Raw genomic sequence first — 23,801 nt, 5'->3', positions numbered from 1 at the left:
CGGTTGCGGGGGTGTCCGCGGCATGGATGCCGCGGCCAAGCCCCCAGGGACGGGTTTACGGCGTCCCCCGCAACCGGACCCACCCCGACTCCCCACAGGAAACCGGCTTCTGCTGTTGCTGTTGCTCCAGCTCGTAGCAGGTGCAGGGCGCAGCCCTGCCGAACACCCCTTTCATGCTGCGCCGCAGAATGCATTCGGCTGAACCTGCATGCTCTACTTGAATCGATCTAAATTCACGGTCGAATGGGTCGGGCGTCATTCCAGGGGGAGCTCTCTGCCGGTCACGGCGGGGCTCAGCGGAACGGTGCCGGACGGCCCCGGCCGTCTGCCTCCGCATCATCGACTACAGGAACCCGACATGCGTCCAGTGCCGTCCGCTCCCGCCGTCCCATCGACCTCGCGCCCGCTGGCGCGCCTGGCCTGCCTGCTGGCGCTTTCGGCCATGCCGATGCTGCTGCAGGCTGCGCCGGCAGCGCTGGAGCGCGAGGTCAACACCTTCATCGGCAGCAAGGACGACGGCAATACCTTCCCGGGCGCGTCGGCACCGTTTGGCCTGATCCAGGTCAGCCCGATCGGCAGCCACTATTCCGGCTGGCGCTACGACGACGAGAAGATCCGCGGGTTCGGCCACTCGTTCATCTCCGGCGCCGGTTGCTGGGAGCAGGGCGGGCAGGTGTCCATCCTGCCGGTCACCGGCAGCATCGGCCCCGGTGGCGATTTCGATACCGGCAACGCCAAGCAGTTCGACCACAAGGCCTACGCATCGAACTACACCCATGACGGCGAGATCGGCCAGGCCGGCTACTACAAGGTGCGGCTGACCAGCTACGGCGGCATCGACGCCGAGGCCACCGCGCGTACGCGCGCCGCCGCCGAGCGCTACACCTTCAGCCAGCGCAGCGGCGATGGCCACGTGCTGGTCAATGTCGGACAGGCCAACGAGCGCCATTCGGTCATCGGCAGCGTGGTCGACGTGGTCGGTGACCGCGTGGTGGAAGGCAAGCTGGTCACCAAGAGCTTCTGTGGCGGCCACCAGTACACCACCTGGTTCCGCATCGAGTTCGACCGTCCGTTCAAGGCGCATGGCACCTGGGGCGAGGGCGGTGGCCTGCCCGGTGCGCGTCACAGCATGGAAGGCGAGCAGAAGCCGAATGGCGCCTGGCTCAGCTTCGATCTGGCCAAGGGCCAGTCGGTGACGGCGGTCAGCGCGATCTCGCACGTGGATGCCGAAGGCGCGCGCACCAACCTGCGCGCCGAGGGCATGCAGGGTGGGGCGCTGCTCGGTTTCGACCGCATGCGTGCCCTGTCGCAGCAGTCCTGGCGCGAGCAGCTGGGCCGGGTGCGCGTGCAGGGCGGCAACGCCGACGACCGCGCCGTGTTCTACAGCGCGGTCTACCACGCACTGCTGCAGCCGATGACCGGCAACGATGCTGATGGCCGCTATCGCGGCTACGACGATCGCATCCATCGCGCCGATGGTTGGACCTACTACGAGTACTTCTCGCTGTGGGATACCTACCGCGCGCAGAACCAGTGGCTGGCGCTGACCCGCCCGGACGTGGCGCGCGATATCGGCCGGACCCTGCTGGCGATTGACGAACAGGGCGGTTGGCTGCCGCGCTGGGGCTATGCCAACTTCGAGACCAACATCATGACCGGTGATCCGGTTACCCCGTTCATGGTCGACCTGTGGCGCTTCGGTGCGCTCAAGGGCAGTGAATCGCAGGCCTGGGATGCGCTGCGCCGCAACGCCTTCGGCACGCCGCCGTTGAACTCGCGCATGGCCGGCCGCTCCGGCAACCCCACCTACCTGGACAAGGGTTACGTGGTCTACGACCGTGCGTTCCCATCCAAGGGCATGGACGTCGATCCGCACCACGGTGGCTCGGCGACGCTCGAATATGCGCTGGCCGACTGCGCGCTCTCGCAGATGGCCGATGGCCTGGGTCACGCGCAGGACGCGGCGACGCTGCGTGAGCGCGGCCGCAACTGGCGCAAGGTGTGGGACCCGCAGGTGCGCGATGCCGAGACCGGCTTCACCGGTTTCCCGCGCCCGCGTACCGAGGACGGCCAGTGGTACACCCCGGCCGATGGTCACTACAGCCCGCGTTCGCACCATGGCTTCCATGAGGGCACCGCGTGGCAGTACCAGTGGCTGGCGCAGCAGGACGTGCCAGGCCTGGTCGAAGCGATGGATGGCCGCGAGCAGGCCGGTCGCCGCCTCGATGCGTTCTTCGCGATGGATGCGCTGCAGGCCGACCCGCTCAACGCTGCCCGCAAGGAGTGGGTGGTCGGGCCGTACAGCTACTACAACCAGTTCCGCTACAACCCGAACAACGAACCGGACCTGCACTCGCCGTGGCTGTACACGCTGATCGGCCAGCCATGGAAGACCGCTGCCGTGGTGCGTGCCGCGCAGCAGCTGTTCACCAACGCCCCGAACGGCGTGACCGGCAACGACGACCTCGGCACGATGTCGGCCTGGTACCTGTTCAGCGCCATCGGCGTGTACCCGGCGGTGCCGGGCAGCGGCCAGTTCCTGCTGCACACCCCGCGTTTCAGCAGGGTGGAAGTGGACATGGGCAATGGCCGCACCCTGCGCATCGACGCGCCGGGCGCCGATGGCCGCCGCCTGCAGTACGTGCAGGGCGTGCAGGTCGATGGCCAGGCACATGCAGCGGTGTGGCTGGACTGGAGCCGCCTGCAGCAGGGCCCGCGCGTGCGCTTTGCGCTGGATGCGAAGGTGCCGGAGCAGGGCTGGGGCACGGCGGTGAAGGACCTGCCGGTATCCTGGTGCGCGGCACCGGGCAGCCAGCTGCGCTGAGCCGGACTGTGCCGTTCGCGGTGACCCAGCGAACGGCACGGCACGACACGGCCCTGATCCATTAGGCTTGAGCCTCCAGCGGAGTCCGGGAAGACGATGAACGACAACGGCAGCAGTCCCAGCAAACGCGCCGGCAAGGCAGTGACGGTGACCGACATCGCGCGTGCCATCGGCGTGTCACGGGCGACCGTGTCGCTGGTGCTGCGCGGCAGCCCGCTGGTCAATGTCGATACCCGGGCCAAGGTCGAGGCCGAGCTGCGCCGGCAGCGCTATGTCTACAACCGCGCGGCCGCCAACCTGCGCCGTCGTACCTCGTCGAGCATCGCGCTGGTGATCAACGACCTGTCCAACCCGTTCTTCGCCGAATTTGCGTCCGGCGTGGACGAGGCGTTGGGCGGGCGTGGTTATGTGACCCTGCTCGGCAGCACCGGCGAATCGCCGGAGCGCCAGCAGGCGGTGCTGTCCACGCTGATGGAGCACACCCCGGCCGGCCTGATCCTGTCGCCGGCCGAAGGCAGCGACACCGCGCAGCTGCGCCAGGCATTGGGCGCCAATGCCAACGTGCTGCTGTTCAACCGCGAACTGGAAGGGGCCGACTGGGACTTCCTGACCCTGGACAACCAGCACGGCGCCTATCTGGCGACGCGCCACCTGATCGAGCGCGGCCATCGCCAGATCGCCTTCTTCGGCGGCCACGCCGCATCGAGCTCGTGCCACCAGCGGCGTGCCGGGTTCCAGCAGGCGCTGGCCGAGGCCTGCCTGTCGCTGCCGCCGGGCTGGATGATCGAGTCGGCGCCGAACCGGCTGGAAGCCGCTGCGCGCACCGATGAGCTGTTTGCCGATGGCCATCGCCCCAGCGCGGCGGTCTGCTACAACGACACCGTCGCGCTGGGCCTGATGCTGGGCCTGAACTCGCGAGGCATTCGTCCGGGCGGTGACTTTGCCGTGACCGGCTTCGACGATATTTCCGAGGCATCGGTCGCGGTGCCGCCATTGACCACGCTCACCGCCGATCCGCGCGAGCGGGGCCGGCAGGCGGCCGCGCTGCTGCTGCAACGATTGGACGAACCGGACGCGCCACCACGGCGCACGGTGGCGCCGGTGCAGTTGCGCATCCGCGAAAGCAGTGCCGCACGGCCGAACTGATTCCTTCCACGTACCCCTTCCACGCAACAACGACCTTCCGCGCATCGAGGCGCGTACCGCATGCCGATCTCCGCAACGCCCCGTCCATCGGGTTCTTCGGGCAACGCACCCGCCGTCACCAACGGCAAGGCGCTGGCCGTGGTCACCACGATCTTCTTCATGTGGGGCTTCCTGACCTGCCTCAATGACATCCTGATCCCGCACCTGAAGGCAGTGTTCGAGCTGAACTACGCCAAGGCGATGCTGGTGCAGTTCACCTTCTTCGGAACCTATTTCCTGATGTCGCTGCCGGCCGGCCGCCTGGTGGCGGCGCTGGGTTACAAGAAGGGCATCGTGGCCGGCCTGGTGATCGCCGGTATCGGCGCACTGGGCTTCTGGCCGGCGGCCGAGCTGCGCGTGTATGGCGCCTTCCTCGGCGCACTGTTCGTGCTGGCCACCGGCATCACCGTGCTGCAGGTTGCTGCGAACCCCTACGTCGCGCTGCTGGGCCCGGAGCAGACCAGCTCCAGCCGCCTGACCCTGGCGCAGGCACTGAACTCGCTGGGCACGGCCATCGCCCCGATCTTCGGCGGCATGCTGATCCTGTCCAACACGGTCAAGAGCGCCGATGAACTGAGCGCGCTGCCGCCCGCCGAACAGCTGGCCTACCGCGCCGCCGAGGCGCAGGCCGTGCAGGGCCCGTACGTGGGCCTGGCCGTTGCGCTGGTGCTGCTGGCGCTGTTCGTGTTCCTGTTCCGCCTGCCGGCACTGAGCGATGCCACCGAACAGGCCGACCAGGGTCACCGCCACAGCTACCTGGATGCGCTGCGCAAGCGCCACCTGCTGCTGGGCGTGCTGGGCATCTTCTTCTACGTCGGTGCCGAAGTATCGATCGGCAGCTTCCTGGTCAATTACCTGTCGATGCCGAACATCGGTGGCTTCAGCGAACAGGAGGCCACCCATTACGTGTCGGCCTACTGGACCATGGCGATGATCGGCCGCTTCGCCGGCTCGGCGCTGTTGGCGCGCTTCTCGCCCAGCCGCCTGCTGGCGATCTTCGCGCTGGTCAACGTGGCACTGCTGGTCACGACCATGCTGACCTCCGGCAACATCGCGCTGTACTCGGTGGTGGCGATCGGCCTGTTCAATTCGATCATGTTCCCGACCATCTTCGCGCTGAGCATCGAGCGCCTGGGCCCGCTGACCAACAAGGGCTCCAGCCTGCTGATCATGGCCATCGTCGGCGGTGCCGTAGTGCCGTACCTGCAGGGCGTGCTGGCCGACCACATCGGTGTGCAGGCCAGCTTCATCCTGCCGCTGCTGTGCTACGGCTACATCATTTTCTACGGACTGGTCGGCGCACGTACGCCGGCTTCCGCAACGCAGGGAGGCTGAGTCCGGAATGGGTTCCATCGTTTGCTTCGGCGAAATTTTGATCGATCTACTGGCGCAGCCGCCGGCCTCGGCCGACACGCCGCGCGCGTTCCTGCAGTACGCCGGCGGGGCGCCGGCCAACGTTGCGGTGGCGGCAGCGCGACTGGGTGCGAAGACCCAGTTCGTCGGCATGCTGGGCCGCGACATGTTTGGTGACTTCCTGGCCGAGAGCCTGGTCGAACACGGCGTAGGCACGGATTACATCGTGCGTACCGATGCGGCCAAGACCGCACTGGCCTTCGTCGCGCTGGATGCCAGCGGCGAGCGCAGCTTCAGTTTCTACCGCCCCCCGGCCGCCGACCTGCTGTTCCGTGACAGCGACTTCCAGGCCGCGTGCTTCGACAGCGCGCAGTGCTTCCACGTCTGCTCCAACAGCCTGACCGAGCCGTCCATCGCCGAGGCGACCTTCGCCGGCATGGAGCGCGCCCGTGCCGCCGGTGCGGTGGTCAGCCTGGACCTCAACCTGCGCCCGGCACTGTGGCCGGCCAGCGAAGATCCGACGCCGCGCCTGTGGCAGGCGCTGCAGCGTGCCGACCTGGTCAAGCTGTCGCGCGAGGAGCTGGACTACCTGGCGGCACCGCTGGGTGCCGATGGTGAGGCAGTGGTGCTGAAGCGCCTGCTGGCTGCGCAGGCACGCTGGGTCATCGTTACCGATGGTGCGGCCACGCTGCACTGGTACACGCGCGACAACCACGGCACGGTCACCAGCTTCCGCGTAGCCACCGTCGATACCACGGCCGCCGGCGATGCCTTTGTCGGTGGGGTGCTGGTCGGACTGCTGGAGCGTGGCGGGGCGGGCGCAGGCTTTGCCGCGTTCTGCCAGGACCCCGAGGCGATCACCGCCACGCTGCGCTTCGGCGCCGCGGTCGGCGCGCTGGCTGTTACCCGCAAGGGCGCGTTCGCCGCGATGCCCTCGCTCGATGAAGTGCAGCAGCTGCTGCAGGCCCAGGACATTACCGCATGAACACCTCGCCCGATTTCCGTTCGCCCGCGTTCCTGCGTGCGCATATCGCCGACACGATGGCGTTCTACCACCCGCGCTGCATCGACCCGAACGGCGGCTTCTTCCACTACTTCCGCGATGACGGCAGCATCTACGATGCCAGCCATCGCCATCTGGTCAGCAGCACGCGCTTCGTCTTCAACTACGCGATGGCCTACCGCGAATTCGGCAACGCTGAATACCGCGACGCGGTCGAGCACGGCGTGCGCTACCTGCGCGAGGTGCATCGCAATCCGGTTACCGGTGGCTATGCCTGGACCCTGCGCGACGGCAAGGTCGAGGACGACATGAACCATTGCTACGGCGTGGCCTTCGTGTTGCTGGCCTACAGCTGTGCGTTGAAGGCCGGCATCGAGCAGGCCCGCGCGTGGATGGACGAGACCTGGCAGCTGCTGGAAGCGCGCTTCTGGGAGCCGGAACACGGCCTGTACAAGGACGAGGCCGATGGCCAGTGGAACTTTACCGGCTACCGTGGCCAGAACGCCAACATGCACATGTGCGAGGCGATGCTGGCGGCGTTCGAGGCCAGTGGCGAGCAGCGCTATGTGGAACGCGCGCTGCAGCTGGCCGACAACATGACCCGCCGCCAGGCCGCCAAGGCCGGTGGCCTGGTCTGGGAACACTATGACGTGAACTGGGAGATCGACTGGGACTACAACCTGGACGACCCCAAGCACTTGTTCCGCCCGTGGGGCTTCCAGCCCGGTCACCAGACCGAGTGGGCCAAGCTGCTGCTGATCCTGGACCGCCATGTGCAGGCCGATTGGCTGGTGGCGACCGCGCAGCATCTGTTCGATGTCGCCGTGGCCCGCAGCTGGGATGAGGCGCGTGGTGGCCTCTACTACGGCTTCGCGCCGGAATCGCGCCGGCAGCCGGGCATGGAGGGCGCCCCGATCGGTGGCGACAGTTTCGTCTGCGACGACGACAAGTACTTCTGGGTTCAGGCCGAGACCCTGGCCACCGCCGCACTGATGGCCCAGCGCACCGGCGATGACCGCTACTGGCAGTGGTACGAGCGCATCTGGGCGTACTCGTGGGAGCACTTCGTCGACCACCAGTACGGTGCCTGGTTCCGCATCCTCGATGCCGACAACCGCAAGTACAGCGACGAGAAGAGCCCGGCAGGCAAGGTGGATTACCACACCATGGGTGCGTGCTACGAAGTATTGAACGTCGTGCGTTGAGATGGGTACGCCGGGCATGGCCCGGCACTACCTCGAATCAGACTTGCAGGTAGCGCCGGGCCAGGCCCGGCGGAAAAACAGGAGCATCCCGTGCATCGCCTTTCCCTCGTTGTCCGCCTGCTCCTGCTGCTGGTCGCAACCTCTGTGTTCCCTGCACTGGCGGCCCCGTTGCAGGCGCAGTGGGAGTTCCGCATGCTGCCCGGCGACGCGCAGGGTGCAGCCCATCCGGGCCTGCAGCAGTGGCGTGCGGCGAAGGTGCCGGGCAGCGTGCACACCGACCTGCTGGCCCACGGGCTGATCCGCGATCCGTACGTCGGTGCGCCCGAGGCGGAGCTGCAGTGGATCGGCCTGGCAGCCTGGGAATACCGCGCCCGCTTCGACGTGGATGCGGCGACGCTGGCCAAGCCCAATGCCGAGCTTCGCTTTGACGGGCTGGATACCTATGCCGAGGTCAGCCTCAACGGCAAGCCGCTGCTGCGTGCAGACAACGCGCACCGCACGTGGCGTGCGCGCGTGGACCGGCGCCTGCGGGCGAATGGCAATGAACTGCAGATCGTGTTCCGATCGCCCATCCGCACCCTGCTGCCGGGCGTGCAGGCGATGCCGCACAAGATCGCCGGCAACTATCCTTCGCCCTATGGGGATGAGCCCAAAGACGCGATGGTCGGCAACTTCGCGCGCAAACCGGCCTACCACTTCGGTTGGGACTGGGGCCCGCGCTATGTCACCGCCGGCGTCTGGCGCGGGGTCGACCTGCAGGCCTGGGATGCGCACCGCCTGACCGATCTTGCCGTGCGCACCGATGCATTAAGCGCGGAACAGGCGAAGCTGGCGGTGTTGCTGCAGGTGGAGCAGGGCAACGCTGCCGGTTCTGCGGTGGTCAATGTCGATGTGCGCGATCCGCAAGGCCGCAGCGTGGCCCAGGTGCAGCGCACGGTGCTGTTGAAGCCCGGCCAGAACGCTGTCGAAGTACCAGTCGAACTGGTCAAGCCGCAGCGCTGGTGGCCGGTCGGCCACGGTGCACAGGACCGCTACACCGTGCAGGCCCGCCTGGATGATGGCGCCGATGCAACGCGGGTGCGCGAGCAGCGCATCGGCCTGCGCACGGTTGAGCTGCGCCGTGAGGAAGACGGCAAGGGTGGACAGGGCTTCGCCTTCGTCATCAACGGTGTGGAGATCTTCGCCAAGGGCGCCAACGTCATTCCGTTCGATGCCTTCCCCGCGCGCGCCGATGCCGCACGCCTGCGCCAGGTACTGACGGCCGCGCGCGACGCCAACATGAACATGCTGCGCAACTGGGGCGGCGGCTACTACGAGGATGATGCGTTCTTCGACATCGCTGACGAGCTGGGCCTGCTGGTCTGGCAGGACTTCATGTTCGGCGGCGGCATGCAGCCGGGTTACGATCCGGCCTTCCGTGCCAGCGTGATGGCCGAGGCGCGCGACAACGTGCGCCGGCTGCGCCATCACCCCAGCATCGTGCTGTGGTGTGGTAACAACGAGGAAGAAACCGCCTGGAAGGACTGGGGCCACGGTCGCGACCTGAAGGCGGCCGACCCGGCGTTTGCAGCGAAGGTGTGGCAGGGCTATGTCGACCTGTTCGGCAACGACCTGCGCCAGGTGGTGGGTGAGGAGGGGCTGGGCGTGCCGTACTGGTCCAGCTCGCCCAGCAATGATCTGGACGAGAAAGCCAACGATTCCACCCGCGGCGACAAGCATTACTGGCAGGTCTGGGGCAATCCGGCGCTGCCGGTGCAGGCCTATCTGCGCGAGACCCCACGCTTCATGTCCGAGTACGGGCTGCAGGCGTGGCCGTCGGTGGCGACGGTGGACCAGATCGCCACCCGTGCCGAGCAGCGCATCGACAGCCCGGTCATCCGCGCGCACCAGAAATTCATGGCCGGCGAGGGCAACAGCCGCCTGCTGCATTACATCGAACTGGGCTACGGCACGCCAAAGGACTTCGAGGACTTCGTCTACCTGAGCCAGGTGATGCAGGCCGATGGCATCGCCCTGGCGGCGCTGCATCACCGCGCCTCGCGTCCGTACACGATGGGTTCGCTGTACTGGCAGCTCAACGATGTCTGGCCGGGCGCTTCATGGTCCAGCGTGGACTACTTCGGCCGCTGGAAGGCGCTGCACTTTGCCGCGCGGCGTTTCTTCGCGCCGGTGACGGTGGCTGCGCTGCGCGACGAGGGCAATACGCGGGTGCGCCTGATCAATGATGGCGCCGCGCGGGAGGCACGTTTGCGGCTGCGGGTGATGGACGTGGAGGGCAAGGTGCTGGGCCGCCGTGAGGAGGCGGTCACGTTGGCGGGGGAAGGTGTCACCTCGATCGGTGATTTCCGCGACGCCGAACTGCTGGCCGGTGCCGACCCGAAGCGCACGGTGGCGGTGTTCGAACTGCTGCAGGACGGCAAGGTGAGCGCGAGGCAGGTGGTCGGTTTCGCCGAGGCCAAGGACCAGGTGTTGCCGCGGCAGAAGCTCAAGGCCACGTTGTCCATAGAAGGCGACCACTATCGACTACGGCTGGAAAGCGCGGCATACGTGCGCGCGACGTGGATCGATTTCGGTGCGCTGGATGTGCAGATCGAAGACAACCTGCTGGACCTGCTGCCGGGTGAAACCCGGGACATTGCAGTGCGTGGTCCGGTGGATCTGACGACGCTGCGAGAAGCGTTGAAGGTAAAAACACTCAACGATCGTTGAGGGCAGGCGAACCATGTTATGGTAGGTGTCAACCTTGGTTGACACATCGGCCGTATGCCAACCAAGGTTGGCATCTACCGGACCATCGGGCAGGCATATTCTGCTCTGGTAGGTGCCAACCTTGGTTGGCACGCCGGGAGCATGCCAACCAAGGTTGGCATCTACCCTTTTCGAGTTACAGCTGGATCTGCTGGAAATTCTCGACCCGCTCATGGCCGTTGGTGGCCTGGCCGGTGCGCGGCAGCGGGTAATCATCCAGACGGTCGATCAGGCGGGTCTGCAGGCCGGCTTCGCGGGCGGCGTCCAGCTCTTCCACCACATCCGACAGGAACAGGATCTCGCCGGCCGGGACGCCGATCGCCTGCACGATGCGGCGATAGCTGTCGGCCTCACGCTTGCCGCCGACTTCGGTATCGAACCAGCCCGACACCAGCGGGCTGAGGTCGCCGGCGCCGCTGAAACCGAAGAACAGCTTCTGCGCCGGCACCGAACCGGAGGAGTACACGTACAGCGGCAGGCCCGAGGCGTGCCAGCCCTTCAGTACCGCCGTCACTTCCGGATAGAAGTGCGCGGTGTAGTCGCCGCGACGGTAGCCGGCGTCCCAGATCCGGCCCTGCAGGGCCTTCAGCGCGGTGTGCTTGCGGTCCTGGTCGATCCAGCCCTGCAGCGTTTCGACCACCAGGCTGTCCTGGCAGGCGCCGCCGATCTCGGTGGCTACCGCGTCCAGCCAGCGGCGCACGTCCGGGTCCTGGCCGTGTTCGGCGACGAAGCCGGGCAGCGCCTGGCGCGCATAGGGAAACAGCACGTTCTTGACGAACGAGATGCTGCTGGTAGTGCCTTCGATATCGGTCAGGATGACGCGGGGCTGCATGGATCAGGATGCCTGGGTAGGGACGTAACGGGGGAACTTCTGTGCGATGTCGGTGCCGGTGAAGTGACCGACCCAGCCATCCGGCTCGGTGAAGAAGCGGATCGCCACGAAGCTGGGCTCATCGCCCATGTCGAACCAGTGGGTGGTGCCATCGGGCACGGCGATCAGGTCGTCCTTCACGCACTCGATCTCGTACACCTTGTCTTCCACGTGCAGGGTGAACAGGCCGGAGCCGGCGACGAAGAAGCGCACCTCGTCTTCCTTGTGGAAGTGCTCGTCGAGGAACTTCCTGCGCAGCTCGGCGCGGTTGGGGTTGTCCGGGGCGATCGAGGCTACGTCCACGCTCTTGAAGCCGCGCTCGGCGACCAAGCGGTCGATGTCCGCACGGTAGGCGGCGAACACTTCATCCTGGCTGGCGCCCGGCGCGACCGGTGCGGTGGCCTGCCAGCGCTCGAAGGTGACGCCGATCTGCTTCAGTTCGGCAGCGATGACAGCGCCGTCCTGGGTGTCCAGCAGCGGCGATTCGGGGCGGGTGTCGTCGTAGATGCGCAGTCGGCTCATGGCGGCAGCTTGAACGTCTCGGGGGAAAGACAGGGTAGCAGGGTGGGCGCAGGGTGCAGATTCCGGATCGGCATCTGCACCTGCGCGCGGGTTCAGCCGCGCAGCTTGCGCAGTTCCAGCTCGCAGTGGAACAGGAACTCGAAGGCCTCCAGGTGACGGCGCGCTTCGGCCATGTCGCGGCCCCAGGCGTACAGCCCGTGGCCATCGATCAGGTAGCCCCACAGGTTCTGGCGGTCGAGCAGATCATCGACCTGCTGCGAAAGCACGTTCATGTCCTGGGTGTTGGCGAACACCGGTACGTCGATGGCCATCTCGTGGGTGCTGTTGCCGGCGAAGGCCTTCAGCAGCTCGTAGCCTTCCAGGTGCACATGGCCCTGCGGCGCGTACAAGCGCGAGGCGATGGTCTGCACCGGCGAATGGGTGTGCAGCACGCAGCCGATTTCCGGGAAGCGGCGGTACAGCTGGGTGTGCAGCAGGGTTTCGGCGGAGGGGCGCAGCGGGCGGCCGACGGCCTTGCCATCGAAGTCCACCACCATGATGTCGTCCTCGATCAGGCGGCCCTTGTCCTTGCCGGAGACGGTGATCGCGGCGTGGCGGTCGTCCAGGCGGTGGGAGAAGTTGCTGCTGGTAGCCGGGGTCCAGCCGGCCTGGGCCAGCTCGCGGACGTTGTCGATCAGCAGCTGGGCCAGTTCGCCCAGGCGGGCGGTGTCGTAGGGGAAGGTGGGGGCGTTCATGCGGGTGATTTTACTGGATTCGGCCAACGGCTGAGCCCCTCGTGGCGGGTCGTGCAGAGCGGTTCATGGGTTTGGCGGGGGGGGGGGGGGGGGGGGGGGGGGGGGGGGGGGGGGGGGGGGGGGGGGGGAGGGGGGGGGGGCGGGGGGCGGCGCCGGCCCCGCGCCGGTGGGCCGTGCCGGGGACGCTGCAAGTACGTCCCTGTAAGCTCGATGGCGCCATCCATGGCGCCAACGCCCCTGCACGGCCCACCCGCCCCGCCTCGGACAGGTTCCGGCTGCGGCCGGCCACGGAGTGAAGAAGGAAGAGCGAAAAGCGGGTCGCGGCGCTGCGCTTGCTCGCAGCCGAGCATGGCTCGGCTCTACAGAAGATTCGTCCCGATACATTCGCTTCCGGGAACGCTTCATCCACGCATGGCGTGGATCTACCGGACACGCCGGGAGACTGTCAGGGGTGGGGAGGCATGGGCACGTGGCGTCCCCCGCGTACCCATGCCTCCCCGCCAAACCAACACACCCGCTCTTGCCGTTGCTCTGGCTTCAGACGCGGGTGCAGGGCCGCAGGCCCTGCAAAACAAAAAACCTCACTGACCCCGCAGGCGGCTGTGCCTGAACCCGTAGCAGAAATAGATCACGAAACCGACGAACGTCCACACGCCCATCAGCATCCAGTTGTGCATCGTCATCGCCGACAGCAGCGCCAGGCAGCTCAGCACGCCCAGGCCGCAGATCAGCCACGCCATCGGCATGCGGAACGGGCGCGGCAGGTCCGGCTGGGTGCGGCGCAGGATCAGCACGCCCGCGCACACGGCGGCAAACGCGATCAGCGTGCCCATCGAGGTCAGTTCGCCGAGGATGTCCAGCGGGAACAGCGCCGCCAGCAGCGCGATGCCGATGCCGGTGATCACGGTGTTGATGTGCGGGGTGCGGTACTTCGGATGGATCCTGGTGAACACCGGTGGCAGCAGGCCGTCGCGGCCCATGATCATGAAGATGCGCGGCTGGCCGATGATCATCACCAGCACCACCGAGGACAGGCCGACCAGCGCGCCGACCTCGACCACCCAGCGCAGCCAACCCAGCTGCGGATGCGCGGCCACCGCGGTCACCACCGGCTCATCGGTGCCCAGCAGCTGGAACGGCACCAGGCCGGTCATCACCGCGGCCATCGCGATGTACAGCACGGTGCAGACCACCAGTGACAGCATCATGCCGATCGGCATGTCGCGCTGCGGGTTCTTCGATTCCTGCGCCGCCACCGACACTGCCTCGAAGCCGATGTAGGCGAAGAACACCATCGCCGCGCCGCGCAGCACGCCTTCCATGCCGTACTTGCCGGGGCCCTCGTTGGCCGGGATGAACGGGGTCCAGTTGCTGGTATCCACGTACTTCCAGCCGACAACGATGACCAGCACGATCAAGCCGGTCTTGAGCACGACCATGGCCATGTTCATCGCCGAGGACTTGCTGATGCCGACGTAGCACAGCCAGGTCAGCAGCATCACCAGTGCCGCGGCGGGCAGGTTGGCGATCGCGCCGGTGGGGCGCAGCTGTGCGTCCAGTGGCGCGCTGACCAGCGCGGCGGGCAGATGGATGTCGAACTGGCTGAGCAGGCTGAGGAAGTAGCCGGTCCAGCTGACCGCCACCGCCGAGGCGGAGACGCCGTATTCGAGCACCAGCATCCAGCCGATGAACCAGGCCGAGAGCTCGCCGAAGGTGGCGTAGGTGTAGGTGTAGGCGCTGCCGGAAACCGGCACCATCGAGGCGAACTCGGCGTAGGCCAGCGCGCAGAAGGCGCAGCAGATGGCGGCCAGCACGAAGGACAGCATGATGGCCGGGCCGGCGTGGTTGGCGGCGGCCTGGCCGGTGATGACGAAGATGCCGCCGCCGATCACCGCGCCGATGCCGAGGGCGGTCAGCCCCCAGGGGCCGAGGTGGCGGCGCAGGCTCAGGCCATTGGCGTCTTCATGGGCGGCGTGCGGGTGCTTGGTGGCCCACAGTTGCTTGAACATGTGTGGTGGTCTTGTCGAAGCGCGCCGTGGCTGGCGCGCGGGGAAAACGGACGGGCCGGCGCGAGGCCGGCCCGTAGGCGGATCAGGGCGACTTGGCCAGCTTGCTGTTGCGGATGCCGTAGCCCAGGTAGATCAGCAGGCCGAGCAGCGTCCAGCCCACGAACAGGTGCCAGTGCACCACGAACGCCTGCCAGAACAGGAACAGGCAGGTGGCCGCGCCCAGCGGGCAGATGATCCACACCATCGGCACGCGGAACGGGCGATGGATTTCCGGCTTGGAATAGCGCAGTACCAGCACGCCGATGCAGACCGTGGCGAAGGCCAGCAGGGTGCCCATCGACACCAGCTCGCCCAGCACGTTCAGCGGCACCAGGCCGGCCAGGGCGGCAGCGATCACGCCGACCACGATGGTAGCGACATACGGGGTGCGGAAGCGGGCGTGGACCTTGCCGAAGAACTTCGGCAGCAGGCCGTCGCGGGAGATCGTGTAGGCGATGCGGGTCTGGCCCATCATCATCACCAGCACCACCGAGGACAGGCCGGCGATGGCACCGATCTCCACGAACGTCTTCAGCCAGGACAGGGTCGGGTAGGGCTCCAGCGCGGTGGCCACCGGCTTGTCGGTGCCCAGCAGGTGGTAGGGCATCATGCCGGTCAGCACCGCACAGACGATGATGTAGACGATGGTGCACACGGCCAGCGAGCCGAGCAGGCCGATCGGCATGTTGCGCTGCGGGTCCTTGGTTTCACCGGCTGCGGTGGAGACAGCATCGAAGCCGATGTAGGCGAAGAACACGATGGTGGCCGCGCGGAACACGCCGCTCCAGCCGAACTCACCCGGCACGCCGGTGTTTTCCGGGATGAACGGCTGCCAGTTGGCGGGGTCGATGTGGGCCGCGCCGATACCGATGAACAGGCAGATGACGGTGACCTTGATCGCCACGATGATCGCGTTGACGAAGGCCGACTGGGTCACACCCACGTACAGCAGGCCGGACACCGCCGCCACGATCAGCACCGCCGGCAGGTTGAACAGCTTGCCCGAAGCGATGAACTCGCTGCCGGTCCAGGCAATCGGGGCCGCGCTGAGGGCATCCGGGAACGGCATGTGCAGCGTGGTGGTGATGAAGCTGATCAGGTACGCCGACCAGCCCACCGCGACCGAGGCCGAGGCGAACAGGTATTCCAGCACCAGGCACCAGCCGATGAACCAGGCCATGCCCTCGCCCAGGGTGGCGTAGGAATAGGAGTAGGCACTGCCGGAGACCGGCATCATCGCCGCGAACTCGGCGTAGCACAGGCCCGCCAGGGCGCAGGCGAAGCCGGCGATCACGAACGACAGCATGACCGCCGGGCCGGCATGGTTGGCCGCGGCCTGGCCGGTCAGCACGAAGATACCAGCGCCGATCACCGCACCTACGCCAAGCAGGATGAGGTGTTTAGCCGTGAGGGTCCGTTTCAGCGTGGCTTCGCCATCCAGGCTGCCTTCGATGGGTTCGCCGGCATCGACGTGCCCGGCCGGTTCAACCGGCTTGACCCTCAACAGAGCTTTCAGCATGCAGTACTTCCTAGTGATCGGATTGGGTGGGCCGCCGATACGTTGCCGGCAACCCTGGAATGGTGAAGGCCGCGCGAACGGCCCGCTGTACCTTAGCCAAAGCTGAAGCCAACGCACAAGCGCAATCGCAACAATGAACGGCGATAATGAGCAGTATTTTTCCAAACGCCGCCCATTCATGAGCCAGACCGCCGAAACCCTTGCCGTGCTTGACGATCGCCTGCGTGGCCTGCTGCGTGACTATGCCCGCCGCGAACCGGCCCACGACGCACTGGCTGCCGAATTCGGCACATTGCTGGACGATCCGGAAGATCCGTTCCGCCGCGAGCGCCTGGCCGGCCACTTCACCGCCAGCTGCTGGCTGGTCAGTGCCGATGGCCAGCGCCTGCTGCTGACCCACCACCGCAAGCTGCAGCGCTGGCTGCAGCTGGGCGGCCACGCCGACGGCGACCGCGACCTGGCCCAGGTCGCGCTGAAGGAGGCCGAGGAGGAGTCCGGCCTGAGCGGCCTGGTGCTGGAAGACCCTGCCATCTTCGACATCGACAAGCACTGGATTCCGGAACGCAAGGACGTGCCGGGACACTGGCACTATGACGTGCGTTTCGTGATCCGGGCACTGGGCGGCGAGGCCTTCGTGCTCAGCGAGGAGTCGCTGGAGCTGGCCTGGCGGCCGGTGGCGGAGGTCGCCGCAGACCCGGAATCGGATGAGTCGATGCAGCGCATGGCGCGCCGGTGGTTGGCGCGCTAGCAATATGTGGAGCCGAGCCAATGCTCGGCTCAATGTCGGCCAGAAGCGCAGCCGAGCATGGGCTCGGCTCTACAAGTGCAAGGTGGAACGCGCGTCAATACAGGATGCGCGTACGCAGCGTGCCCGGAATCGCGGCCAGTTCGTCGCGCACGGCCGCGGCCTGTTCCTCGCTGGCGGTGATGTCGATGACCACGTAGCCCACCTTCGGGTCGGTGCGCAGGAACTGACCGTCGATGTTGACGTTGTGGCGCGAGAAGATCTCGTTGACCTTGGACAGCACGCCCGGCACGTTCTGGTGGATGTGCAGCAGGCGCAGGCTGTCGGCGTGCTCGGGCAGGGTCACTTCGGGGAAGTTGACCGCCGACAGGGTGCTGCCGTTGTCGCTGTAGCGCACCAGCTTGGCCGCCACTTCCACGCCGATGTTGTCCTGCGCCTCCAGCGTGCTGCCGCCCACGTGCGGGGTCAGGATCACGTTGTCGTGGCGGGTCAGCGGCGATTCGAAGATATCGCCGTTGCCCTTCGGCTCGACCGGGAACACGTCCAGCGCGGCGCCGCCGACGTGGCCGCTGGCCAACGCCGCGTCCAGTGCATCGATGTCGACCACGGTGCCGCGTGCGGCATTGATCAGGTGCGCACCCTTGCGCATCTTCGCCAGCTCGGTGCTGCCGATCATCCACTGCGTGGAAGGGGTTTCCGGCACGTGCAGGGTCACGATGTCGGCGCGCGCCAGCAGGTCGTCCAGGCTGGCGGCAGCACGCGCATTGCCCAGCGCCAGCTTGGTTTCCACGTCGTGGAAGATCACCTGCATGCCCAGCGACTCAGCCAGCACGCCGACCTGGGTGCCGATGTGGCCGTAGCCGATGATGCCCAGCGTCTTGCCGCGCACCTCATGGCTGCCGCTGGCCGACTTCGACCAGCCGCCGCGATGGCATTCGGCGTTCTTCTGCGGAATGCCGCGGGTCAGCATGATCGCCTCGGCGATCACCAGCTCGGCCACGCTGCGGGTATTGGAATAGGGCGCGTTGAACACCGGGATGCCGGCCAGCTCGGCCGCGTCCAGGTCGACCTGGTTGGTGCCGATGCAGAAGCAGCCCACCGCGATCAGGCGCTTGGCCTCGGCCAGTACCTCAGCGCTGAGCTGGGTGCGCGAACGGATGCCGACGATGTGCGCCTCGGCGATGCGCGCCTTCAGTTCGTCCTCGGGCAGCGCCTTGGTGTGCGCCTCGATCTGGCTGTAGCCGGCGGCGCTGAACACCTCCACGGCGGTCTGGCTGACCCCCTCCAGCAACAGCACGCGGATATCCTGCTTCGGGAACGAGGTCTTCTTCGGCGACATGGGGCAACACGGCCAGTGGGACAGGGGCCAATCACTATGCCAGATCGCGACGCCCATGGTGCAGTGCGCAATTGGTTGCATCGGTAGCTATCTGCCTGCCTGCGGGGCTGGACGCTGGCGCGTGCCGCTGGCACGCTTGCCCGTTCTTCACGCCCCGCGCTGGACCGTCATGACTGATTCCCGCATTGCCTCGCTGCAGCAGGCCTGTCCCGGCCTGAAGCTGAAGACCGACCCGGCCGACCTGGAGCATTACGGGCGCGACTGGACCCGGCGCTGGACACCGGCGCCGCTGGCGGTCGCGCTGCCGGCCACGGTCGAGGAAGTACAGGCGGTGATGCGCTGGAGCGCCGGGAATGACGTGGCGGTGGTGCCGTCCGGCGGCCGCACCGGCCTGTCCGGTGGCGCAGTGGCGGCCAACGGCGAGCTGGTGCTCAGCCTGGAACGGATGAACAAGGCACTGGCCTACGATGCGGTCGATCGCACGCTGGTGGTGCAGGCCGGCATGCCGCTGGAAGCCGTGCACAATGCCGCGCTGGACCATGGCCTGATCTACCCGGTGGATTTCGCCGCGCGTGGTTCCTGCACGATCGGCGGCAACATCGCTACGAATGCCGGCGGCATCCGCGTGATCCGCTACGGCAATACCCGCGAGTGGATCGCAGGGCTGAAGGTGGTCACTGCCGGTGGCGAACTGCTCGAGCTCAACAAGGGCCTGATCAAGAACTCCAGCGGCTACGACTTCCGCCAGCTGCTGATCGGCTCGGAGGGCACCTTGGGCGTGATTGTCGAGGCGACGGTGAAGCTGACCGATCCGCCGCCTGCAAGCAACGTGATGCTGCTGGCACTGCCCAGCTTCGAAGTGCTGATGCAGGTGTTCGCCGCGTTCCGTGCGCGCCTGCAGTTGCAGGCCTTCGAGTTCTTCACCGACCGGGCGTTGGAGCATGTGCTGGCGCACGGTGCGCAGGCGCCGTTCGATGAGGTGCATCCGTACTACGTGGTCACCGAGTTCGCCGCCGGCGACGACGCTCAGGAAGCGGCGGCGATGGCGGCCTTCGAGGACTGCATGGGCAATGGCTGGGTCAGCGACGGCGTGATCAGCGCCAGCGACGCCCAGGCGGCCCAGCTGTGGCGTCTGCGCGAAGGCATCACTGAGTCGCTGGCGCGCTACAAGCCCTACAAGAATGATGTCTCTGTGCGGATCTCGTCGATGCCGGCGTTCCTGGCCGAGACCCAGGCGCTGATCGGTGAAGCCTACCCGCACTTCGACGTGGTCTGGTTCGGCCATATCGGCGACGGCAACCTGCACATCAACGTGCTCAAGCCCGATGACACCAGCGACGCCGATTTCGTGGCGCAGTGCGAGCAGGTGACCAAGCTGCTGGCGCAGGTGCTGGCCCGCTTCGACGGCAGCATTTCGGCCGAACACGGCATCGGCCTGGTCAAGAAGGGGTACCTGGACAGCACCCGTGGCCCGGCCGAGATCGCCCTGATGAAGGCGGTCAAACGCGCGTTCGATCCCCAAGCGCGGCTGAATCCCGGCAAGCTCTTCGACCTCTGAGCCGGCAAAATCCTTCACGTACCCGTTACGCTCCACGCACCTTCACAACCGGCTCCGCACCGATGACCCGTCCGCTTCTGCTGCTTGCCCTGCTGTCCCTGCCGCTGGCCGGCTTCGCTTCCAGCTTCGCCGGCACCTCGGCCGGTTCCGCCACCGGCGCATCGTCGGGCTCTTCGGCCAGCAGTTCGGGCGATGACAAGGTGGTGCAGGCTGCACGTGATGATGCCGCCGCATTCGTTGCCAGCGACGGCCAGATCCGGGGTGCGCGCCTGCAGGCCGCGCTGGTCCACCTGCGTGAGCAGAGCGCCGCCGCACAGCAGCAGAGCGATCTGGAACTGGCCCGCGCGCTGCTGGCGCGGTGATCCAGGCAGCATGGCCTCGGCGTCATCGCTTTCTGTAGCGCCGAGCCAAGCTCGGCTGCTGTTGCGATCCGCATGCGCCGGGCATTCAGCCGAGCATGGCTCGGCTCTACAGAGGCACAGCGGGCGGTGCGGGTGGATCGCCGCATTGGCGTGGCTGCTCATCCCTTCCGCGCACGCAGCCGATCGCCTTCAGCTCGATCCCTCAGGTCTCGATCCGGCGCAGCAGCAGCTCGCCAGCCAGACCCTGGCCGACGTGCAGTCATTGCTGCCCGATGGCCTGCTGCGCGCGTTGCCGGCACGCGTGCAGGTGCGCTGGAGCGACGACCTGCCGGCTGACGTGCACGGCCGCGCCTTTGCTGGCGGCATTGCCCTGCGCCGCGACCTGCTTGAAGACGGCCTGCCGGGTGCGCGCCGGGCAAGGCGGAGCGCGCTCGTGCACGAACTGACCCATGTGGCAGATCGAAGCGGCGCGGCATGGTCGCGCAGCCCGCGTTGGCGCGATCTGGCCGGGTGGCAGCGCAAGCCCTGGCATATGGGGCGCGGCGACAACGACTTCCGTGACCGCAGCCCGGATGCCTATGAACTGAAGGACCCGGCCGAATACCTGGCGGTGAACGCCGAGCATTTCGTGCTCGATGCCGAATTCGCCTGCCGGCGCCCGGCACTGGCGCAGTGGTACCAGGCCCATTTCGGAACACCGCCATCGCTGCCGCAGTCGCACTGCGCTACGACGCTGCCCTTGCTCCAGTCCGACTCAGAAGAGGGTGCCGCATCGCTGCTGCAGCTCGACCCCGCGCGTGTCTATGCCGTGGACTACCTGTTCGCCGAAGGCAGCGCACAACCGATGAGCCGCTGGGGCCACAGCATGCTGCGGCTGGTGATCTGCCGACCCGGCCGCGCACCGGGGCCGGACTGCCGCCTGGACCTGGAGTACCACCGCGTGCTGTCGTTCCGTGCATTCGTCGGCGACGTGCAGATTTCCAACTGGCGCGGACTGACTGGCGGCTATCCCTCGCGGCTGTTCGTGTTGCCGCTGCAGCAGGTGGTGGACGAATACACCAAGGTCGAACTGCGTGGCCTGCAATCGCTGCCGTTACAGCTGCGACGCGAGGAGATCGCCAGCCTGCTCGAGCGCACTGCGCAGGTGCACTGGAGCTATGACGGGCGCTATTACTTCGTCAGCAACAACTGCGCGGTGGAAACCGCCAAGCTGCTGCAGGCGGGCGTGCCGCGCCTTGGGCGGGCCGGTCTGGCCCAGCTGAGCCCGCGTGGGTTGAAGCGCCGCCTGGCGCGATTGCAGGTACTTGACGAGCAGGTGCTGGCCGACCGCAGCGCAGCGCAGGCACAGGGCTATTACTTCGCCTCTGCACGCGACCACTACCAGCAGTTGTTCGCAGTGGCGGCGGGGCAGCTGGCCTTGCCCGTCCGTGATGTGCGCGCCTGGTTGAAGCTGCCTGCACAGCAACGCGCACCGTGGCTGCTGAAGGGCGACCTGCGCGCCAGTGCCGGCTTGCTGCTGCTGGAACAGGCCGCACAGCGGCGTGCCGAGCTGCGCGCGCGTGACGTGCTGAAGCGGCAGCTGCTGGCTTCACCGGACAGTGCGGAAACCCGCAGCCTGCGCGGCCTGCTGGAGCAGAGCGGGCAGTGGTTGCGGCCGGGGACGCTGCTGCAGGACGGAGGCTATGGGTTGCCGCTGAGCGACGACCAGGCGCTGCTGTCCGAGGCGGTGGCCACTGCCAGTGCGCAGGCCGTACCTGCCTGGCAGGCGCTGCGCGTGCAGCTGCGCCAGCAGTTGCCGTCCAGGCAGCGCGACCAGATGGATGCGATCGATGGCAACCTGGCCGAACTCGGTGCGCATCTGCGCGAGCAGGCAGCGACGTCGGTTACTGGCGCGGAAGCTCGATGACGAAGCGGCTGCCGCCGGCGCTGCCGGGCGTGCAGTAGACGCGGCCACCATGTGCATCGGCGATGGCCTTGACCACCGCCAGGCCAAGCCCGCTGCCGCCGCCCTGGCGCGAGCGCGAGCCATCGGCGCGCATGAACGGAGTGAAGATGTCGGTGTGAAGTTCCGGGTCGATGCCCGGACCTTCGTCTTCGATTGTCACCTGCACGTGCCCAGGCGTGTCATGCACGGCAATCCGCACCTTGCCCGGGCTGGCGTAGCGGCGTGCGTTCTCCAGCAGCGCCAGCAGGGCCTGGCGCAGGCGGGTCGGATCACAGTGCGCGTTGTGTTCTTCACGGCTGGTTTCCAGTTCCAGCACGAAGCCGGCGGCGCGGAACTGCGGGTCGACCAGGGTCATCACCGAGTGCACTTCGGCCACCACGTCGGTCCGGGCGCGGCGCACGTCCAGCCGTGCATTGTCGGACAGACTGAGTACGCGCAGATCCTCGATCAGACGCGACAGGCCCTCGACCTGCGCGAGCAGGCTGCGGAACTGCGATTCGTCTGGCTGGAACACGCCCTCGGCCAGGCCCTGCAGGCGGCCGCGCAGGATCGTCACCGGGGTCCGCAGTTCATGGGCGATGGCCGCATGCCACATCGCACGCTCGCTCTCCATATGCTGTAGGCGGCGCGCCATCGCATTGAAATCCTCGACCAGGGTCGCCACCTCGCCCGGCGAATTCTCTTCGACGCTGGCACGTGCACCCAGATCGCCGCCAGCGAGCGCTCGCACGCTATCCACCAGTGAATTCAGGGGTGACAGGATGCGATGGGCGAGTCGGAACGAGGCGGCGATGGCCAGCGCCAGGCCGGTCAGGATCACGCCGACCATCCACGCCAGCTCCGGCCCGGTCGGCAGCCATCCTTCCGGTTCCTCGGTGCTGCCGGGGAAAAACTCGACCAGCACCGCATACAGCAACCATGACGACAGGATCATCATCACGATCACGCCGATGACCATCAGCGACATCGAGACGATGATGTGCCGGCTGAGCCCGGATCGGCGCAGGCGGCCCATCAGCGGTCGGCCATCAACCGGTAGCCGACACCCCGCACGCTGGCCGGTACGTTGACCATGCCGACTTCATCCAGCTTGCGGCGAAGCTTGCTGACATGGCTGTCGACGGTGCGTTCCAGTGCCTCGCTTTCCGGCAGGCATTCGTGCATCAGTTCGCTGCGGCTGAAGATGCGGGTCGGCGCCAGCGCCATGCAGTGCAGCAGCTTGAACTCGGTAAGGGTGAGCAGTACTTCATGGCTGTAGCCATCGCCTTCGACGTGCACGGCGTGGGTGGCCGAGTCGATCAGCAATGGGCCCGCGCGCAGCGCCGTCGGCGTGTCCACGCGTGAGGCACGCAGCGTACGCCGAAGTACCGCACGCACGCGCGCGGCAACTTCGGCCGGATTGAATGGCTTGACCACATAGTCGTCGGCGCCCATGCGCAGCGCGGTCAGCTTGTCCAGGTCCTGGTCCAGCGCGGTCAGCATGATCACCGGCGTTTCGCCGCGCTGGCGCAGCTGGGTCAGCACGCTCCAGCCATCCAGTCGCGGCAGCTGTACGTCGAGCAGGACCAGGTCCGGGCGGGCGCTGCGGTGCAGGTCCAGTGCGCTGTGGCCATCGGCGGCACGCAGGGTGCGCAGTCCTTCGCGTTCCAGGTAGGCGGTAAGAATATCGGCGATCTCGGCCTCATCCTCGACGATCAGGACGAGGGCGGCGAGGGCAGGGGAGGCATGCATGCAGGGGCGGGGCCTTAAGGTGCTTGCCTCCATCGTATCTCCACAGTTCCTCCATCGAAACCCCATCATCACCCCGCAGACTGCACGCTTCAGAACCTATCAGCCGCCT

The 23,801-nt window shown here is 67.1% G+C and carries 18 protein-coding genes; 10 read left to right on the top strand and 8 right to left on the bottom strand.

Annotated elements, in window-relative coordinates:
* Positions 1–358 precede the first annotated feature (358 nt).
* From V3B41_RS18675 to V3B41_RS18650, 6 genes are all read left to right on the top strand, one after another.
* A complete protein-coding gene (locus V3B41_RS18675; RefSeq protein WP_049426748.1) occupies positions 359–2,824 on the top strand; it encodes a GH92 family glycosyl hydrolase in 2,466 nt (821 codons plus the stop codon).
* Positions 2,825–2,920: 96 nt separating this feature from the next.
* Positions 2,921–3,970 (top strand): LacI family DNA-binding transcriptional regulator, encoded by a 1,050-nt coding sequence (locus V3B41_RS18670; RefSeq protein WP_049426747.1) that lies wholly within the window; start codon positions 2,921–2,923, stop codon positions 3,968–3,970.
* 60 nt (positions 3,971–4,030) lie between these two features.
* Complete coding sequence (gene fucP, locus V3B41_RS18665; protein ID WP_049426746.1) at positions 4,031–5,344, top strand: L-fucose:H+ symporter permease; 1,314 nt, start codon at positions 4,031–4,033, stop codon at positions 5,342–5,344.
* A gap of 7 nt (positions 5,345–5,351) precedes the next feature.
* Positions 5,352–6,347 carry a carbohydrate kinase gene (locus tag V3B41_RS18660; protein WP_049426745.1) on the top strand — a complete coding sequence of 332 codons (996 nt, stop codon included), beginning with the start codon at positions 5,352–5,354 and terminating at the stop codon, positions 6,345–6,347.
* Positions 6,344–7,570, top strand: coding sequence for an AGE family epimerase/isomerase (locus tag V3B41_RS18655; protein ID WP_049426744.1), 1,227 nt, complete (start codon positions 6,344–6,346; stop codon positions 7,568–7,570). The genes V3B41_RS18660 and V3B41_RS18655 overlap by 4 nt, the downstream gene beginning before the upstream one ends.
* A 90-nt stretch (positions 7,571–7,660) precedes the next feature.
* The gene (locus V3B41_RS18650) at positions 7,661–10,279 is read left to right on the top strand and encodes a glycoside hydrolase family 2 protein (RefSeq protein ID WP_049426743.1); all 2,619 of its coding nucleotides are present in this window, start codon (positions 7,661–7,663) and stop codon (positions 10,277–10,279) included.
* 175 nt (positions 10,280–10,454) lie between these two features.
* On the opposite strand, the gene mtnC is transcribed toward V3B41_RS18650, so the two are convergent.
* From mtnC to V3B41_RS18625, 5 genes are all read right to left on the bottom strand, one after another.
* Positions 10,455–11,150: an acireductone synthase gene (gene mtnC, locus V3B41_RS18645; protein ID WP_329861772.1), complete on the bottom strand. Its 696-nt coding sequence runs from the start codon at positions 11,148–11,150 to the stop codon at positions 10,455–10,457.
* A gap of 3 nt (positions 11,151–11,153) precedes the next feature.
* Positions 11,154–11,711: an acireductone dioxygenase gene (locus V3B41_RS18640; protein WP_049426741.1), complete on the bottom strand. Its 558-nt coding sequence runs from the start codon at positions 11,709–11,711 to the stop codon at positions 11,154–11,156.
* A 92-nt stretch (positions 11,712–11,803) separates the two neighbouring features.
* Positions 11,804–12,445, bottom strand: coding sequence for a methylthioribulose 1-phosphate dehydratase (locus tag V3B41_RS18635; protein WP_049426740.1), 642 nt, complete (start codon positions 12,443–12,445; stop codon positions 11,804–11,806).
* A 581-nt stretch (positions 12,446–13,026) separates the two neighbouring features.
* Positions 13,027–14,454 carry an amino acid permease gene (locus V3B41_RS18630; protein WP_049429050.1) on the bottom strand — a complete coding sequence of 476 codons (1,428 nt, stop codon included), beginning with the start codon at positions 14,452–14,454 and terminating at the stop codon, positions 13,027–13,029.
* A gap of 82 nt (positions 14,455–14,536) precedes the next feature.
* A complete protein-coding gene (locus tag V3B41_RS18625; RefSeq protein WP_100443543.1) occupies positions 14,537–16,012 on the bottom strand; it encodes an amino acid permease in 1,476 nt (491 codons plus the stop codon).
* 133 nt (positions 16,013–16,145) lie between these two features.
* Between V3B41_RS18625 and V3B41_RS18620 the strand changes: the two genes are divergently transcribed.
* Positions 16,146–16,760, top strand: coding sequence for an NUDIX hydrolase (locus V3B41_RS18620; protein ID WP_080355001.1), 615 nt, complete (start codon positions 16,146–16,148; stop codon positions 16,758–16,760).
* 94 nt (positions 16,761–16,854) lie between these two features.
* On the opposite strand, the gene serA is transcribed toward V3B41_RS18620, so the two are convergent.
* A complete protein-coding gene (serA, locus tag V3B41_RS18615; RefSeq protein ID WP_014037034.1) occupies positions 16,855–18,096 on the bottom strand; it encodes a phosphoglycerate dehydrogenase in 1,242 nt (413 codons plus the stop codon).
* 169 nt (positions 18,097–18,265) lie between these two features.
* Between serA and V3B41_RS18610 the strand changes: the two genes are divergently transcribed.
* The 3 genes from V3B41_RS18610 (at position 18,266) to V3B41_RS18600 (ending at position 21,922) form a co-directional block, all read left to right on the top strand.
* A complete protein-coding gene (locus tag V3B41_RS18610; protein WP_049429053.1) occupies positions 18,266–19,654 on the top strand; it encodes an FAD-binding oxidoreductase in 1,389 nt (462 codons plus the stop codon).
* A 62-nt stretch (positions 19,655–19,716) separates the two neighbouring features.
* On the top strand, positions 19,717–20,016 hold the full coding sequence (locus tag V3B41_RS18605; protein WP_005413193.1) for a DUF2388 domain-containing protein: 300 nt from the start codon (positions 19,717–19,719) through the stop codon (positions 20,014–20,016).
* A 145-nt stretch (positions 20,017–20,161) separates the two neighbouring features.
* Positions 20,162–21,922 (top strand): DUF4105 domain-containing protein, encoded by a 1,761-nt coding sequence (locus V3B41_RS18600; RefSeq protein WP_100443542.1) that lies wholly within the window; start codon positions 20,162–20,164, stop codon positions 21,920–21,922.
* On the opposite strand, the gene V3B41_RS18595 is transcribed toward V3B41_RS18600, so the two are convergent.
* Together V3B41_RS18595 and V3B41_RS18590 are read right to left on the bottom strand one after the other, a co-directional pair.
* Positions 21,900–22,976 (bottom strand): ATP-binding protein, encoded by a 1,077-nt coding sequence (locus V3B41_RS18595; RefSeq protein ID WP_049429054.1) that lies wholly within the window; start codon positions 22,974–22,976, stop codon positions 21,900–21,902. The genes V3B41_RS18600 and V3B41_RS18595 overlap by 23 nt on opposite strands.
* Positions 22,976–23,692 (bottom strand): response regulator, encoded by a 717-nt coding sequence (locus V3B41_RS18590; RefSeq protein ID WP_180848859.1) that lies wholly within the window; start codon positions 23,690–23,692, stop codon positions 22,976–22,978. The genes V3B41_RS18595 and V3B41_RS18590 overlap by 1 nt, the downstream gene beginning before the upstream one ends.
* Positions 23,693–23,801 lie beyond the last annotated feature (109 nt).

Source organism: Stenotrophomonas sp. SMYL89, from assembly GCF_036319985.1.
Classification (GTDB): domain Bacteria; phylum Pseudomonadota; class Gammaproteobacteria; order Xanthomonadales; family Xanthomonadaceae; genus Stenotrophomonas; species Stenotrophomonas maltophilia_Q.
Note: the sequence above shows the minus strand (reverse complement) of the source record. Positions and strands in the feature narration are given on the sequence as shown.

What these genes read in the sequence shown, in the direction of transcription:
- V3B41_RS18675 (WP_049426748.1), top strand. Translation starts at nt 359, where the DNA reads ATGCGTCCAGTGCCGTCCGCTCCCGCCGTCCCATCGACCTCGCGCCCG.
- V3B41_RS18670 (WP_049426747.1), top strand. Translation starts at nt 2,921, where the DNA reads ATGAACGACAACGGCAGCAGTCCCAGCAAACGCGCCGGCAAGGCAGTG.
- fucP (WP_049426746.1), top strand. Translation starts at nt 4,031, where the DNA reads ATGCCGATCTCCGCAACGCCCCGTCCATCGGGTTCTTCGGGCAACGCA.
- V3B41_RS18660 (WP_049426745.1), top strand. Translation starts at nt 5,352, where the DNA reads ATGGGTTCCATCGTTTGCTTCGGCGAAATTTTGATCGATCTACTGGCG.
- V3B41_RS18655 (WP_049426744.1), top strand. Translation starts at nt 6,344, where the DNA reads ATGAACACCTCGCCCGATTTCCGTTCGCCCGCGTTCCTGCGTGCGCAT.
- mtnC (WP_329861772.1), bottom strand. Translation starts at nt 11,150, where the DNA reads ATGCAGCCCCGCGTCATCCTGACCGATATCGAAGGCACTACCAGCAGC.
- V3B41_RS18640 (WP_049426741.1), bottom strand. Translation starts at nt 11,711, where the DNA reads ATGAGCCGACTGCGCATCTACGACGACACCCGCCCCGAATCGCCGCTG.
- V3B41_RS18635 (WP_049426740.1), bottom strand. Translation starts at nt 12,445, where the DNA reads ATGAACGCCCCCACCTTCCCCTACGACACCGCCCGCCTGGGCGAACTG.
- V3B41_RS18630 (WP_049429050.1), bottom strand. Translation starts at nt 14,454, where the DNA reads ATGTTCAAGCAACTGTGGGCCACCAAGCACCCGCACGCCGCCCATGAA.
- V3B41_RS18625 (WP_100443543.1), bottom strand. Translation starts at nt 16,012, where the DNA reads ATGCTGAAAGCTCTGTTGAGGGTCAAGCCGGTTGAACCGGCCGGGCAC.
- V3B41_RS18620 (WP_080355001.1), top strand. Translation starts at nt 16,146, where the DNA reads ATGAACGGCGATAATGAGCAGTATTTTTCCAAACGCCGCCCATTCATG.
- serA (WP_014037034.1), bottom strand. Translation starts at nt 18,096, where the DNA reads ATGTCGCCGAAGAAGACCTCGTTCCCGAAGCAGGATATCCGCGTGCTG.
- V3B41_RS18610 (WP_049429053.1), top strand. Translation starts at nt 18,266, where the DNA reads ATGACTGATTCCCGCATTGCCTCGCTGCAGCAGGCCTGTCCCGGCCTG.
- V3B41_RS18605 (WP_005413193.1), top strand. Translation starts at nt 19,717, where the DNA reads ATGACCCGTCCGCTTCTGCTGCTTGCCCTGCTGTCCCTGCCGCTGGCC.
- V3B41_RS18595 (WP_049429054.1), bottom strand. Translation starts at nt 22,976, where the DNA reads ATGGGCCGCCTGCGCCGATCCGGGCTCAGCCGGCACATCATCGTCTCG.
- V3B41_RS18590 (WP_180848859.1), bottom strand. Translation starts at nt 23,692, where the DNA reads ATGCATGCCTCCCCTGCCCTCGCCGCCCTCGTCCTGATCGTCGAGGAT.